Raw genomic sequence first — 15012 nt, 5'->3', positions numbered from 1 at the left:
GAGGGAAATTGATATGAAGCCTCTTACGGTGAAGAACTTAACAGTGATAACTGCAGGCAATTTAGTGCAAGGATCCGAGGAAACATTGATTCAGCACGGGGCTTATCGACTAAAGCAAGTGAAAAAAACTAATACGGCTCTTTTTACGAGTAAACGTATTGTTAATTGGAAAAGTCTTGAACCACTTTATCCACTAGTGTTAGTTACAGATTGGTCATACAGTCATAATGAAATTCCTAGGCAAATCATTACTATAAAAGTAACAAATGCAGATGAAGCTTACTGGAAATTTGTAAACTTTTATCGAGATCAATTTAATATTCCGGTAGTAGCCATTACAGGTACTTCTGGTAAAACCACAACAAAAGAGATGATCAAACATATACTTTCAGCAGAGAAAAAAGTATCTGCAACAACTCTTAGCAGTAATTCTAGGACAGCATCTTTACAATATTTACTAAGCATTGATGAGGAAACAGAGGCGGCTGTTTTTGAGACTGCTGTTGGCTCACCTGGAGATGTAACAAAGGCAGGAAAATATTTCAAACCGACAATCGGCATTATTACGAATATTGGGGCACACCATTTAAATTATTGTAAAACATTGGAGGGCTATATCCAGGCAAAGGGAGAAATGCTAGATATTATTCATCCAAAGGGCACATTAATTATTAATGCTGAGGATAAGAACACCAAAAAAATAGATTTTTCAAGATTTCATGGCAACATTATTAAAATAGGAAAGCATAAATCCTGTGATTTTAGAGCTATCAATATTCGCTATCATAATAATGGAATGCTATTTACTATTATTCATAACAACAAGAGCTTTGAGGTATTCGTACCAGGGTTTGGTGAACATCAAGTATATAATGCATTAGAAGCCATTGCAGCTGTTTATGAAATAGGTATAACCATTCCAATGGCAGCAAAACAACTACAATCCTTTCGGCATCTGAATAAGCAGCTTCAGTTATTTGAAGGCATCAATGATTCCATGCTTTTAGATGATACTTGGAGTATAACAACCACTTCGTTGGAGGCAGCTTTAAAAGTTTTACAGACGCTTGGAAAGGACAAGAAGAAAATTGCAGTCATTGGAACAATTACCGATTTAGGCTCATGGGGATATATCATTCATGAGCAGGCAGGAGAATTGATTCATCAAATTGGTGTAGATGTTCTAGTTACTATCGGAGAGCATGCACGAATTATGGCAGATCATGCTGTTGACTTAGGGTTAAGTTCACCAGTTTATACATTTAAAAATAGTTTGCTCGCCTATAAACTATTACAAGATATAGTGGACGAAAATACGATTCTTCTTGTTAAAGGAGATATGTATAGTAAGCAGGTTTCTAATTTAGCAACAGATCTAAAAAGAAAGAAAGGATTACCACCTGAATAGTTTGGTTATCAATTCATTACAATATTTTAATAAAATTTGTTTTCACTTCTCGCTAGCTTAGCGATGTATTTCAAAGAAAGGGGGCAAAGTAAATTTGCAACAAATAAAAGTAAAAAACCTAAGGAAGGTATTGCAAGGGGATTTATTGTGCGGTTCTGAACAATGGTCTGTCAAGCAGGCAATTTATTATAACCGGCATGATTTGACTCAAAGTCATACGCTCATGTTTGTAAGTAGGGGAGATACTATCAACTGGCAGGAGATAGATCGCAAAGGTCCGGCACTAGTTATTTCAGATAAATCGTCAGCAGAATTAAAAAATGCATTAGCCAATACAACTGTTATCCAAGTGAAAAGCATTGGGCAGGCATATTGGACATTTATTGACTATTATCGAAATCTATTTCAAATACCAGTGGTTGCTTTGACAGGGACCTGTGGAAAAACAACAACAAAAGAAATGATTAAGCATATTGCTAGTCGAGAATGGAATGTTCAAGCATCTGTTAGCAGTAAAAATGAACCTCGTCAATCCTTACCGTATTTAACGGGAATCGATAAGTCAACAGAAGCAGCCATATTTGAATTAGGTTTAGGAAATACAGGAAATATTAAACATCAATGTATGATCTATCAGCCAACTATTGGTATTATTACAAATATTGGTGTACATCATCTTGATGGATGTGGAAATCTTGAAGGCTATATAAAAGCAAAGGCGGAAATTTTAGAGGGTATTTCAGAAGGTGGCACATTAATTATTAATGCAGATGATGAAAACACCAAAAAAATTCCCTTGCATACTTTCAAAGGGAAAATTATTACCGTTGGTGTACATGAACAGGCAGACTATAAAGCCACAACCATTCAATTTATGAAAAATGGCATGAAGTTTGTACTGCAGGTGTCAGGTGCAAAGTATAATGTATTTGTCCCTGGCTATGGAGAACACCAAGTATACAATGCCTTATCGGCTATCGCTGCGGCAAAGGAAATGGGATTATCGTTCAATACAGCCATCGCTGGTTTGAGAACATTTAAACCAATGGCCAGACATCTAGAATTTTCAACGGGCATGGGAGAAAGTACAATAGTAGATGATACATGGACCAATAATCCAACTTCTGTTGAAGCAGCCTTAAAAGTATTAGATACAATAGGAAAAGGAAAGAAAGTCATTCTTATTTTAGGAGATATTAAACGATTAGGTAGGTTTGAGGAAAAGTATCATCGAGAAATTGGTTCGATGGTTGCCAAACGAGATGTTCATACGCTTATTACCATTGGCAATCGAGCAGAGCATATCGCAAAGCAAGCGATAAAGGAAGGATCGAAGGCAGATATTCATATATTTAAGGATGTCGCAGGTGTTTTGGATCTACTAAAATCGCAGCTTGATTCTGAAACGATTGTATTAATAAAGGGACCAATGTCAAGCCGATCCATGATAGAGTTTGCCAATCAATTGAAAGAAAAATAAAAAGCTAGAAGAAATTTTGTATCAAAACGAAGCCTAAGCAATAAATAGGATTGTAGCCTCAATATCTTCTGTGCGAAAGAGAATCGACAGTGATGCCGACTCGTTGTTGCTAATCTTTCGCACAGATAACTTGCCATTGGACGTGAAATTTATCTCTTCGTTCCACTGGCGTTGGAAGCGGGTCAACACTCGCTCATAGCAATTATTCATATGACAAACTATGCCACAGCTAATTTCTACTTATGTCCTTGACCAATCATTCTATTATGTACAGATGATCTTCTATCTAACATAAATACGAATCAATTGTGCACATATTCTCATCAATTCAGCAAGCCCTCCCCTAAAACAAAGATTTTCTTATGTATTCGACAAAAATTTCACCTTCAAATATTACCTCAATCATGTTTTTTAACGCTTAAAAAAAGAAGTACCCTCATGGAGGAATACTTCTTTATAAAATTATTCTATAATATGCAACTAAAGAAGATTATAAGCTTTTGTCATAGTCTTTCACTCAAATTGAATTTGTTGTTAATTTGAAAGAACACGTTTAGCCGTAATATAATGCTTATCATAATAATCAACGAACATTACTCTAGTAATAATTCCATTTGAATTAGGAATCATAATACGATAATCTCCTGCATATATGCCTACCATTGAAGGTGTTTGAGATCCCGGGGTACTATTAAAGAATACTAAATCACCTTTCTTTAAATTTGCACGTGAAACCGTAGTTCCTAATTTCATTTGCTCTTTTAAATTGGTCGTACCAAGTTTTACACCACTTTTACGATAAACATACTCGACAAATCCAGGGCCAGTAAAACGGAGACTTTTTTCATTAATCGTTGAACTCATCGTCACTTTATCTTTATAGCTATAAGCATTTTCGACAACTTTATCACCCTTTGTTGCAGGGTTAGCGGAAAGTAGGGTAGGTAATACTCTGCGGGCTGTTACATAATTCTCTGTATAATAGGGTTTGCTGCTTAAATCTGAAATTACGATGTTCTGTTTAGAATCAGCCATGTGAATGATTTTATTATTCCCAATATACATCCCTACATGATCAGGATCTGTACCAGTTTTTTTACTTTTAAAGAATAATAAATCACCCTTTTGTAGTTGATTTTTAGCTACATATGTTCCTTGCTTCATCATATAATCTTCATTGTACGTTGCAAGATCGACACCATTTTTCTCAAAAATGTACATCAAAAATGAAGCGCAGGAAAACTTATATGGATATGTAGGCTTGTATACCGTATTGCTGTATGTTGCCTTTCCAATTAAACTTTTACCAGTTTGAATTAGTTGCTCTGCCTTTGCAGCAACAGCCTGTTGATTGTTGAGATTATTAATAGTAGCAGCTTCGACCTCTATTGGCAGAACAGCTGGCTGTACCATTCCTAATGTAGTAAAACCTATTGATAATGCTAATGTAGTGCTTAAAAATCGTTTATTCATGTTGTTAGTTACCTCCTAAAGCTAATGCTAGGATTAATCCTATTTTGGCTCGCCATTGGAATTAATCGTAGCATGAAAAAGCAAGTCTTCTTCGAGGTAAATGTTACCACGCATTGCTGGAAATTGTCCTAATAGCTTGATATAAAAGGCTTCATCGCCTGAGTTTACAGTTTCATTACAATTGTTTCAATAGGATGTATTAATCTTCATTCAGCAATTGTTTTTTGTATCGAAAGCATAGCTACAGCAACAATTACGCCAATGCGAAGTTGATTTTAATTTAGCATCAATTGAAATGTACCAATATAGAAAGCAGCCAATTGTAAACTGGCTGCTCGAAAGGTTATAATTGTTGAATCATTTCCACACGATTACCGAAGGGATCTCTAAATTCAAAGCGCTCAAAATTTGGGATTGGAATGGATTCAATTATTTCTATGGGGTATTTAATAAACCCTTTTAAATTGGAGTAGAAAGGGATTTTTTGCACATCCAGTAAGGATAATCAAAGCGTATGCCCATAGCAGCCACGAGGCAAAAAAGCGATCCATGTCTGCTGATAAATTGGTGAATATTTTATCAAAATATAGTAGCACAATAGCATCTATTAGCATACCAGGCAGTGCAATATAAATGGCTGCTTGTAATCTTCTTATGCCTGTGCAATTTTTTATTGAATAAATAGGGATTGTCACCGTCCAAATTACCGGAACGACAAATAGATATGTACACATAATAATTAAAGGGTGCTCAAGCGTAAAAAAGAATTGACCTGTGAGCCTAAAAACCGTGCTTGCTGCTAGCCAAATAAAAAATCCCCAGAGCAAAAAGAATGGCATTGTTTTACCTCCTGAAAAATTATTTTCCTAGCTGATAAAGTGTAACGATAATTTTTTCAAGTTCTTCATAAAACTGATCGATCGGAAAGTCCTCTAGCACCATGACCTGTAAAGCCAAACCATCCATTAGCGCATTAAAGAAAATGCTCCAACTCTCCAACGAGACACCTTCTATTGGTGACTTTTCCCATAGTTTTGACATAGCCTTGAATAGACTTTCATTTTCAGATTTTAAGATATCAGCAATTTGCTGTTTTATGGAGGGATTATTAAAGCCGATAACAATCAAGGTAAAAAATAGTTTATGATAAAATACATTATTTTCGTAACGGCCCTTAGCTGATTGAAGTGCAATTTGAATAAATTCTTTGCTTACTACTGAAAGCTCACTCCAGGAATCCTCACAAATGCTTTGAATAATTTCAAGTAAAATTTGTTCTTTCGTTTTAAAATGATAATAAATGGTGCCTTGTGTCACACCAGCTCGCTCTGCAACAGCCTTCAATGTGAATTTTTCAATACCATTGTTGACTAAACATTGCTTGGCTGCTGTTAATAGCTCTGCTTTTGCTATACCAGTTGGTTTTGCCATTAAAATTCCTCCTAGCTTAATTAGTTAGTTGGATAACTAACTATAAAATATCAAAAAATTTATTGATTGACAAGTGGAAAGAACATTAAAAGTGACGGATAGGTTCGCCAAAATGACAGTTAAATCTACACATTTTGGATTGTCATTGTATTGGGCAAGGGCAATGAGTGCATCTGTCCTTTTCTCATGATAGCTTGCATTTTGAAAGGTATTACATAGATCATGAACTGTTTCAATGCTATTTTGCGATTCTACTACTAAATGAAAATCGATATACTTCTCAGCACATGAGCGCCTTGTTCTGAAATCGTGATACTCGATATATTCATCTTTAAATGATTCAATTATTTACTTAATTTCTTCTTCTTTTGATAAACTTGCATCTAATAGTGGAGGAAATGCTTCTTTCATCATTTTGAAAGCTTCCATCATAATATAAAATGCTAGTACTATACTGATAATTAGGTCTAAAATATACCAACCAGTTAAATGAACAATTAATAAACTTAAGGCAACTCCTAACGAGGTATAAACATCTGTAAGTAAATGGAGTGCATTCGACTTTATTGCTACAGAGTTAGTATTCTTAACTGTTCTGTACACAATTCTTGAGATAAAAATATTAACTAATGCACCAAAAAATATGACAAGTATTCCTAGTAGTGGAAGTTTAATAGGTGTGGGTGTAATAATTTTATGAACACATTCGTAAATAATCCAAGTACCTGCAACAAAAATTAAAAGTGTTTCAATTGTCCCTGAAATATTTTCAACCTTACCATGTCCATTGGGGTGTTCTTTATCTGCTGGTTTATTTGAAATTCATATAGAGAAAAATGCAATTAAAAGAGGCTAGTAAGTCAAGAAATGAGTGGATTGCCTCCGATAAAATGGCAACCGAACCTGTAAAAAGTCCAACTATGATTTTTAGAATAACCACAAGAGAATTGCTAAAAACTGATAAAAAAGCAACCTTTGATGAATGCATAATAATTCACTTCCAATAAAATATAAACTTATGATGACAGGTCAATATCGTGTAGGTCTATGGCAAGGTTTTTGCCTACATACTAGTAAATTAGGGAGTGGAAAAAGAGTTGCACAAAGAAAATATAAAAAGCCACTCATTTTGAGTGACTTATCCCATGATAAGAGCAGCAATTGTTGGAAAACCTAAATCATCTTTATCATTAAAATGACTGTAAATCATCTAATGATTTTAAATATTCAAAATGGTCTCATACCTGGGAAAAACGGAGTTCCGACTGGGAAAAATGGGTTCCCAAAAAACGGACTCTCAATCTCAATTGGGAAAAACTCGATCTCCGATGGAAAAAACGGGCTTACACCCGGAAAGAATTGTCTTCCGACTGGAGAAAACGGGCTCATACCTGGAAAGAATTGTCTTCCGACTGGAGAAAACGGGCTCGCACCTGGAAAGAATTGTCTTCCAACTGGAGAAAACGGACTCATACCTGGAAAAAATGGTCTCATACCTGGGGAAAATTGGCGTCCTTCGTTAAAACGCATTGGATTTACCATTTTTTTAAACTCCCTTCAATTGATATAGTATAGGCTATGTACAATTAATGAAGTGACTTAGACTAAGACACAAGTTGTTCGCAAATTGCTCCCTTTACAGATACTCTTCAATTGGCATCTGAAACAAATATTATTATCTTAATGGATTGTTATGTAAATCAAAAATGTATACAATTTCGGTGTGATTTAAAAATTCTTATGTGTAGTGCTTTATAAATCATCTGTGGATGGTAAAGCACACAGAGAGCGTCCAGTGCCTTTCTATAACTGGTTAGAGTATCGAGATACACAATAATAACCCAAAAAATGTTCAGTATAGTATTAGCCTGATTCCCAATACTAAACCTGTTTCAAAAATATTTAGCATAAGGAGGCTTTTGTTAATGAGATTTCTTACATGGGGTGTAATTGGAGCTGTTATTTTGGGTGTAGCTAGAGGAATGCAAAATGGTAATCTTCAACAGTTCACAAAAAATATTTCGAATAAATTAAATCTGCAGAATGCTCAACAAATGATGCAGCCAATACAACAAATGGCACAACCATTGCAACAAATGACTCAGCCTTTGCAACAAGCGAAGCAACCTCAACAGCAAACAAACCAATCGTCACAACAAATGACTCAGCCATTACAAGCTGTAGCTAATAATTTAACTGGTAATTCATCAAAATCATAAGTAAGAATAAACAATTGCTATGAATGAGGGGACTGATAGAAAAAGGTTTATTCATCAGAATGTATTCATAGCAATTGCTCTACATATTTTAGTATTACTCGTTGGGAATAATTTAGACAATAGATTATAATAGGTGGTCTCTTTGTTATAAATTTTATTAGTTTTGTTGCCTGATCTGCCATCAAATTTACTAACAAAATTAATGGAAGTTTTAAAGTACCATCAAAATTCATTTCTGAGTTGTGGATTATTGCTAATAAGATGAGCATCAAACATATCAATTATTTCAAGGAACCTATCAGCTTCCCTAAAAACATGGTCTGCTCCATTTTTGGAAAATGGCTGCCATTGATTTAGCGACAAAAACCCTTCGTCAGCAGTTACAACAAGCTGCATTGCAATTAAAAACTTGACTTCCTTGCGAGGTCAAGTTTTTCCATTCACAAAGTTATTTATTTGCCCTCATTAAGCGTAACGGCATGAATGCCCTCAATAAAGGTATTTAATAAGATTGAAAAGCTTTTATTGATATCAAGGGGCATACCAAATCCTCCCATCTGTTCAATGGAGGTGAATCCATGTAGAATACTTCGTAATCCTCTGACCATATGAATCGCCATTTCTTCTTGCAAATTATAGGCATCTAGCACTTGAAGGACAAGTTGTACAACAGATCTTTGGGCCTGCTGTAATTCTTGATCTTTAGCATCAGGAAAGCGAGTGCTAGCATCATATAATCCGGGATGCTCTCGAACAAATTGAATATATGCTTTACTAATTGCACGAATGGCATCATCACCTGAACGTCCAACTGCAGCTTGAAGCATATATTCATTAAGTTTTTTTACTCCTTGAATGGCTAACTTCTGCCTCAATTCATGTAATCCATCAAGATGGTTATACAAGGAAGGCGGTCGCACGTCCAATTTTTCTGCTAATAGTCCGATTGAAAGTTGGTCCAAGCCTTGTTCATCTACTATTTCTACTGCCTTTTGTAAAATAATCGATAAATCTAACTTTATACGACGAGACATTTTATTTTCATCTCCTATTTTGTTTGTAAAGACTTCTTTCTGCTTCTGCTATTGCTATTTTTAAAAGTCTCTGTGGTTGTTCCAACATCTTTCCATGTCCCACAGCAAGTAAGCCTGGATTAAAATCACTTAATTTTCGTGCACTTTCAAGAGCAGTGCTTTTATCCCATGTAGCTAGGGCAGGGAACGGAAAAAATGGATTCATCATACCCGATACTACTAGCTTTCCTCTAGTTATAAGCGCATCTCCAGCAATTAAACTTCTATTACGTGTGTCGTATAGAGTGATGGAACCAGGTGTATGACCCGGTGTTGCAATTACTTCTAAGGAGCCAACACGATCACCTTCCTCCAGTAATAAATCTGGTTTGGTTTTAATACTTTTTGGAAGGCCACCTCGAATGGGTGTGTTTTTTTCATTTGGAAGTAAGGTATTATTTCCCTCTAATAGAAGCGCATCTCTGGAAGAAATAAATACCTGACTAGTTGGTAGTAATTCTTTTAATGTATCTAGTGCTCCTATATGATCACTATGTGCATGGGTAATGATAATTCTTGTAATCGGTTTTCCGATTTTTTTAGCTGCATTGATTATACTTTTTGCACTATAAGGCAGTGCTGTATCTATAAGGGTAAGCTCGCTTTCTTCTTCTACAAAATAACAATTAACAGGAAATATTCTTGGCATAAATGACAATTGAAACACCGTACCAATATTCGTAACTTTCATTTTGACAATACCTCCTCCAAAAACTAATAGCATTTCAATTTTAACTAATCATATTAGTTTTTGCAATATTTCACCTTTAAAGAAAAAGAAAACAAATCAACCCCTAAGTTTTATTTGCAATTAAGTACGAAATTTTAATTTCCATATTAAATTAAAAGAAATAGTGTGCAAGTAACGCTACTGACACTATTAGAGAATATTAAAATCTATTGGAGGTGTTTTTTGTTTTTTTGTGGGTAATGAGATCCTATTAGAAGTCTTTAATATGGGGCGCTATTTTTGCTTGCTGAGTGAGATAGTAGTATGACTGCATATTATGTCATATTTTTAATCCACATAAAGATAGCTGGAGAATACCATTCATTTTCTCCAGCTACTTTTTTGTTAAGCCGCTTTCTTGCTGCTTTTCTTTTTATCTTTTTTGTTAGCCACTTTCTTTTGTACTTTTTTCTCAGCTTTTTTCTTCGCTAATTTTTTTTCAAGTTTCTTTTTGTCAGCCTTTTTCTTTGCTTTTTTCTCAGCTACAGCTTCTTCATTTTTGTTTTTCTTCATTTTTTTTGCCATGTTTAATGCACTCCTCTTATTTGTATTGACTCCTTGTAAAAAGATGTCTATATACATAGGGTATATTAAACATAAATGGAATGCAAATATATTTAATGTAAAATATTTACAATCAACTGTTTTTATGTATAGTTTATGAGATTTTTAATGATAAAACGTCCAAAATAGTAAAATTTCGGACGCTTTTTTCTTGTATGCAATCACATGCAAGCTATTCAGCAAGACGTAATTAATAAAGTTTAAATTTGAAATAGATGACGAGTAAGTTAAGTAGCTCTATACATTAGGTAAAACGGGGCTTCTTTGATTAATTTATAAAAAATAGTTCATTCTTCATCTCCAAAAAGATTCAAATTATACTTTTCTGATAGAGATTTAATATGATCCCATGATTTATCTAGTTCACGTAAAGTATTTTCATACTCTTCTTTAGCATTTTGTATAGGAACTTGATTAATTGTATCGACTAAATTGGTAGTTGAAGTGTAATGATAGAGTTTTTTGGTTTTAAAATCATCTATCGCATCATAGACTTCTTTTTCCTCTGGCGAGCTTATTTTAGGATTGAAATCAATTTTAATATCTGAATAATTTGTTGCATCTTCATAGAATACTAGCTGTTGGGCAAGAGTTTCTTTTATTTCATCACTAGAATTTAGAAATGAGTGAGATTGTGACTTATGTAAATTAATCAAACTAATAATATTATTCTCTTCTATGTTTTTATATTCCCATTCTACTTGAATATAGTCTTTTAAATCAGCAATAAATTGATCATCAAAACCTGTATCATTTTCTTTACTACAAGCAGATAAAACTAAGATAATGAGTAAACAAATTAATAGTAGTATTCTGATTTTATTACATTTCATATGTATTCCTCCCGAAACATGTATTTCCACATATGGTAACATAGTCTTAAAATCAAAAAAAGTTTGTTTTTAACTTCTTTCAGTGAAGTCTCACACCTCAATAGGCATTTGTAAATTACCTTATTGAGCTAAAGGGGAGCTTTAGTTTTTAATTTGAAATAATAATAGAAATGGGAACAAGGAAATATAATTAAATTCCGAGAGTATGAGATTATATTACTTTTGTTAGATTTTTTAACATTCGTTGGTAGAACATTTGATTACAGTATATAATACTAAGATTATGTTTTTTTAAAATACGAGGGGGAGAATAATGAGGAAATTTTTTATTGTGTTACTAGCAGCATTTGTATTTGCAGTAGTAAATCCAACAAAATCAGAAGCAAAAGTGATGTATGATGGAGCAGAGGTTGTAAAAGATCAAACAGGAAAAATGACCTTTAAAAAAGACATCAAGGTATACAAAAAAAATTCGGATGGTACGTTTGATTCGTTAGTGGTAAAGCGAAATAACTTCTTTAAAACGTATGATATTGAAAAATATGATGGCAAAACATTTTACCAGATGGGGCAATATCGGGTACAAGCAACAGATTTGGTAGTTTTCAAAGAAGTACCAATAAAAATTCGTTCATCTTTCTATAACAATCCAACTTATATCATTATTAATCGTGATGGTATTTATGGTGCCGGATCTTATGGAACGTGGTTCAAAGGAAGCGATGGGAATATTTCTATTACAAATAATGGACAACTACTTTCATATTGCTCTGGCGGTGAGTGTTTTCAGTATCCTGGTACAGACATTAAAATCGCTGAGACAATGTCGAGAAAAAGAGATGTATTTTTTGAGTTAACAAAAGATGCAGGTGGGAAAAGTACTCCATTAAATGGAGCTAAATCTGAAACAATGCATAAAAAGGGGAGTATTGTAATTTCATGGGGTGAGGAAATTAATGGCTATCTATTTGTAGGCGTGGATGTAAATAACGCTCACGGTGCGAATGTTTGGATTCCGGTGAATTCATTAAAGCCAGTTGGAGATAAGTGATAGATTATGAATTATATAGCTTTCTTATTTATTTGATAAGGGGGCTATTTTTATGGTTAGTTGACATGCGAATAGGATGTTTGTCGATGTGTAGGGCTTGAGGTAGAGAGTAGAATATCTGCAAGGAGTAATGTGAGATACCAGTTTAGTCAATAAGCAATTTATAGCAGTTAATAAGTCTACACATAAAGTATGAGGTACCAAAATTATTTTATGCATAAGGAGTAAATATTTTGAATACATGAAGCAACAATTTTTAATGGGGATGATGTTACCTTTAGAGTATCAACAATTAATAACCCAAAAAATGTGCAGTATAGTATTAGCCTGATTCCCAATACTATATCTGTTTCAAAAATATTTAGCATAAGGAGGCTTTTGTAATGAGATTTCTTACATGGGGTGTAATTGGAGCTGTTATTTTGGGTGTAGCTAGAGGAATGCAAAATGGTAATCTTCAACAGTTCATAAAAAATATTTCGAATAAATTAAATCTGCAGAATGCTCAACAAATGATGCAGCCAATACAACAAATGGCACAACCATTGCAACAAATGACTCAGCCTTTGCAACAAGCGAAGCAACCTCAACATCAAACAAACCAATCGTCACAACAAATGAATCAGCCATTACAAGCTGTAGCTAATAATTTAACTGGTAATTCAAAAAAATAAGTAGGAATAAACAATTGCTATGAATGAGGGGACTGATTGAAAAAGGTTTATTCATCAGAATGTATTCATAGCAATTGACTTTACATATTTTAGTTTTTACTCGTTAGGAATAATTTAGACAATAAATTATTTTAATTTTCGGTTCAAGGAATCGGACCATGATTTAATTGTAGACCGTATGCTTCCATAAAAAATATGTAATTGTTATTTATTATCTATGAAGGACATATGATGTTACAATACTAAATCGAGTAGGGGATTGCACGCAAGCTGGTATTACTTTGGGTGGCGATTGGTTAGGTAACATTGACCGGCCACACTTTGAAGTTACTATCATGGAAGATGCTAACAGGTTATAAAGCAATTGTTGCACTTAATTTGACAAATCATCATACTATTAAATTAGAAAGAAGGAGATTTACTTATGGCAGTATTAAAAGACTACTCTAGTAAACCAAATTGCGAAGTTGAAATAAATTTAAAATTAGTCAATGATTCAAGTGTGAAATTCTATATTTATTTTAGAGCGGGTCGAGATTTTCCCGAGGTACATAAGGAAATTGCCTGTTTAAAGGAAGATTTTTTCAAATTGTTAGAAGATTTGAAACTTCTTGATAGTATTCATTTGAGTATTTTAGAGCCTAAAGATCCAGGATTGAGTATTTACCATATCCCTCATTATGGAAATTATTTTTATCCCCAGCACGGTTTTCTTCAAATTCCTGAACATGAAAGAATTGAATCGGAGACTCGTTATAAATTAATTTTTGTATTAGATGCAAATGAAAAGTATCATTTTGGCCCAAGAGAATGTGGTCCTGCATTTTGTCTAATAGTAAAAATGGAACAAATAATTGAATTTGTAGAAAGTTTAAAGTCAGAGGTAAATAATATTTATAGTCCTTAAGCAAGAAAATTTATTTAGTTACATACAAAAGACCAGCAAATCTTATTTAGGCGAGCTGGCCTTTTTTAGTTGTAATGAAAAAAGCCACTAATTTTGAGTGACCTAGATTTCTAACAATTGCTTTTTCTTCGCGTCAAATTCGTCTTGTGTTAAAATTCCTGCATCTAATAAATCCTTTAATTCGCGGATTTCGTCTGCAACATCGTACATATCCTTTTCTTTTGGGCTACAGTTGGTGCAGAGGAAGTTTCCTTTTGTATTGCCTTAAAATTTTCAATAGCTTTCTTAATTTCAACAGCAACATGCATTGGTACATTATCGATTACAGCTTTGTTTCCAATAGATATGATATCTATAGATATTAGTAATCTATCTGGATTGTGACTATGCATACAAACCTTTATGGTATAATAATAAAAACGGAATAATAAGATAGAGGTACAAATCGGAATTTTTGATTTGTTTAAAAGGGAAGTTCGGTGGGAATCCGACGCTGTCCCGCAACTGTAAATGGGAGCGCCTTTCAATGGACCACTGTTACGTATTGTAATGGGAAGGTGAAAGGTGTGATGAACATAAGCCAGGAGACCTGCCTTTATCTAGTACAACCAAAAAACCTACGAGGATAGGGGGTGTTGAGTGTGACTAGAGAAATTCTCCTGCATGCTCATAGTACGATGATTGCAAAACAGGTAGCTTCTATGTTTAATAGAAAGCTTTTTTCACCATGGCAATCACTGTATTATGTCGTGTATTTGTCATAGTAGACATCTTTCTGATGAGGGAAGATGTTTTTTTATGTAAAAAATTAAAGGAGTGGTCCACATGAATCCACAAGTCGTTGAATACTATGAAAGCTTATTAAAATTTGAAATTATGCAAGAGCCTTATGCTGCAAAACCACTAAAGGAGCTTGTTGAACAATATCTTGGACATGATGGCGCACATGAGCAGTCAATTTTAGCTGCATATGCCAATGTTATGAAAGAATTAGTAGGATAGATTATTTTTTAGGCTACCTCGCAGGTGCTTGAGGTAGCTATTTTGTTGGTGTAAATAATAATAATACCAATTGGAATACACTTGTTTGTCATAAAACCGCCTTTAGTACTTCATTCATATTTCACTTTTTACTTATATAATTAATCTGCTATAAATAGAGAGATAGG

17 protein-coding genes, 2 pseudogenes and 1 riboswitch are annotated in these 15012 nt (G+C 33.9%); of the genes and pseudogenes, 9 read left to right on the top strand and 10 right to left on the bottom strand.

What is annotated here, in order from left to right; translation table 11 throughout:
* Positions 1-13 precede the first annotated feature (13 nt).
* Both B2R82_RS19320 and B2R82_RS19315 read left to right on the top strand, forming a co-directional pair.
* Complete coding sequence (locus tag B2R82_RS19320) at positions 14-1408, top strand: Mur ligase family protein (protein WP_286926483.1); 1395 nt, start codon at positions 14-16, stop codon at positions 1406-1408.
* 94 nt (positions 1409-1502) lie between these two features.
* On the top strand, positions 1503-2888 hold the full coding sequence (locus tag B2R82_RS19315; protein ID WP_286926482.1) for a UDP-N-acetylmuramoyl-tripeptide--D-alanyl-D-alanine ligase: 1386 nt from the start codon (positions 1503-1505) through the stop codon (positions 2886-2888).
* A 534-nt stretch (positions 2889-3422) separates the two neighbouring features.
* Here B2R82_RS19315 and B2R82_RS19310 read toward each other — a convergent pair.
* The 5 genes and pseudogenes from B2R82_RS19310 to B2R82_RS19290 form a co-directional block, all read right to left on the bottom strand.
* The gene (locus B2R82_RS19310; RefSeq protein WP_286926481.1) at positions 3423-4361 is read right to left on the bottom strand and encodes an NlpC/P60 family protein; all 939 of its coding nucleotides are present in this window, start codon (positions 4359-4361) and stop codon (positions 3423-3425) included.
* Positions 4362-4704: 343 nt separating this feature from the next.
* Positions 4705-4800 (bottom strand): annotated as a pseudogene (locus B2R82_RS19305) (glyoxalase); the annotation flags it as partial.
* Between the two features lie 7 nt (positions 4801-4807).
* Complete coding sequence (locus tag B2R82_RS19300) at positions 4808-5200, bottom strand: DUF5367 domain-containing protein (protein WP_286926480.1); 393 nt, start codon at positions 5198-5200, stop codon at positions 4808-4810.
* Between the two features lie 19 nt (positions 5201-5219).
* Positions 5220-5792: a TetR/AcrR family transcriptional regulator gene (locus B2R82_RS19295; protein WP_286926479.1), complete on the bottom strand. Its 573-nt coding sequence runs from the start codon at positions 5790-5792 to the stop codon at positions 5220-5222.
* A 201-nt stretch (positions 5793-5993) separates the two neighbouring features.
* A pseudogene (locus B2R82_RS19290) lies at positions 5994-6780 on the bottom strand (cation diffusion facilitator family transporter); the annotation flags it as partial.
* Between the two features lie 207 nt (positions 6781-6987).
* Here B2R82_RS19290 and B2R82_RS19285 point away from each other — a divergent pair.
* Together B2R82_RS19285 and B2R82_RS19280 are read left to right on the top strand one after the other, a co-directional pair.
* Complete coding sequence (locus B2R82_RS19285; protein WP_286926478.1) at positions 6988-7362, top strand: hypothetical protein; 375 nt, start codon at positions 6988-6990, stop codon at positions 7360-7362.
* A gap of 355 nt (positions 7363-7717) precedes the next feature.
* Positions 7718-8011 (top strand): hypothetical protein, encoded by a 294-nt coding sequence (locus B2R82_RS19280; RefSeq protein WP_286926477.1) that lies wholly within the window; start codon positions 7718-7720, stop codon positions 8009-8011.
* Between the two features lie 452 nt (positions 8012-8463).
* Here the strand turns inward: B2R82_RS19280 and B2R82_RS19275 are convergent, their stop codons facing one another.
* From B2R82_RS19275 to B2R82_RS19260, 4 genes are all read right to left on the bottom strand, one after another.
* A complete protein-coding gene (locus tag B2R82_RS19275; RefSeq protein WP_286926476.1) occupies positions 8464-9045 on the bottom strand; it encodes a TetR/AcrR family transcriptional regulator in 582 nt (193 codons plus the stop codon).
* A 7-nt stretch (positions 9046-9052) separates the two neighbouring features.
* Entirely contained in the window at positions 9053-9775 is a 723-nt protein-coding gene (locus B2R82_RS19270) for an MBL fold metallo-hydrolase (RefSeq protein WP_286926475.1), read from the bottom strand.
* 384 nt (positions 9776-10159) lie between these two features.
* On the bottom strand, positions 10160-10339 hold the full coding sequence (locus B2R82_RS19265; protein WP_286926474.1) for a hypothetical protein: 180 nt from the start codon (positions 10337-10339) through the stop codon (positions 10160-10162).
* A gap of 326 nt (positions 10340-10665) precedes the next feature.
* Positions 10666-11211: a hypothetical protein gene (locus B2R82_RS19260; protein WP_286926473.1), complete on the bottom strand. Its 546-nt coding sequence runs from the start codon at positions 11209-11211 to the stop codon at positions 10666-10668.
* A 313-nt stretch (positions 11212-11524) separates the two neighbouring features.
* Here B2R82_RS19260 and B2R82_RS19255 point away from each other — a divergent pair, with 313 nt between their 5' ends.
* The 3 genes from B2R82_RS19255 (at position 11525) to B2R82_RS19245 (ending at position 13843) form a co-directional block, all read left to right on the top strand.
* Positions 11525-12262, top strand: coding sequence for a hypothetical protein (locus B2R82_RS19255; protein ID WP_286926472.1), 738 nt, complete (start codon positions 11525-11527; stop codon positions 12260-12262).
* A 383-nt stretch (positions 12263-12645) separates the two neighbouring features.
* A complete protein-coding gene (locus B2R82_RS19250; protein WP_286926471.1) occupies positions 12646-12936 on the top strand; it encodes a hypothetical protein in 291 nt (96 codons plus the stop codon).
* A gap of 424 nt (positions 12937-13360) precedes the next feature.
* On the top strand, positions 13361-13843 hold the full coding sequence (locus B2R82_RS19245) for a hypothetical protein (protein ID WP_286926470.1): 483 nt from the start codon (positions 13361-13363) through the stop codon (positions 13841-13843).
* A 102-nt stretch (positions 13844-13945) separates the two neighbouring features.
* On the opposite strand, the gene B2R82_RS19240 is transcribed toward B2R82_RS19245, so the two are convergent.
* Complete coding sequence (locus B2R82_RS19240; protein ID WP_286926469.1) at positions 13946-14053, bottom strand: SHOCT domain-containing protein; 108 nt, start codon at positions 14051-14053, stop codon at positions 13946-13948.
* A gap of 209 nt (positions 14054-14262) precedes the next feature.
* Positions 14263-14454, top strand: a riboswitch (cobalamin riboswitch).
* 30 nt (positions 14455-14484) lie between these two features.
* Here B2R82_RS19240 and B2R82_RS19235 point away from each other — a divergent pair.
* Entirely contained in the window at positions 14485-14607 is a 123-nt protein-coding gene (locus tag B2R82_RS19235) for a hypothetical protein (RefSeq protein ID WP_283871931.1), read from the top strand.
* Positions 14608-14668: 61 nt separating this feature from the next.
* On the top strand, positions 14669-14845 hold the full coding sequence (locus B2R82_RS19230; protein WP_283871933.1) for a hypothetical protein: 177 nt from the start codon (positions 14669-14671) through the stop codon (positions 14843-14845).
* Positions 14846-15012 lie beyond the last annotated feature (167 nt).

This window comes from Lysinibacillus sp. UBA6686 (assembly GCF_002455205.1).
Classification (GTDB): Bacteria; Bacillota; Bacilli; order Bacillales_A; family Planococcaceae; genus Lysinibacillus; species Lysinibacillus pakistanensis.
This window is presented reverse-complemented; position numbering and strand designations above follow the sequence as displayed.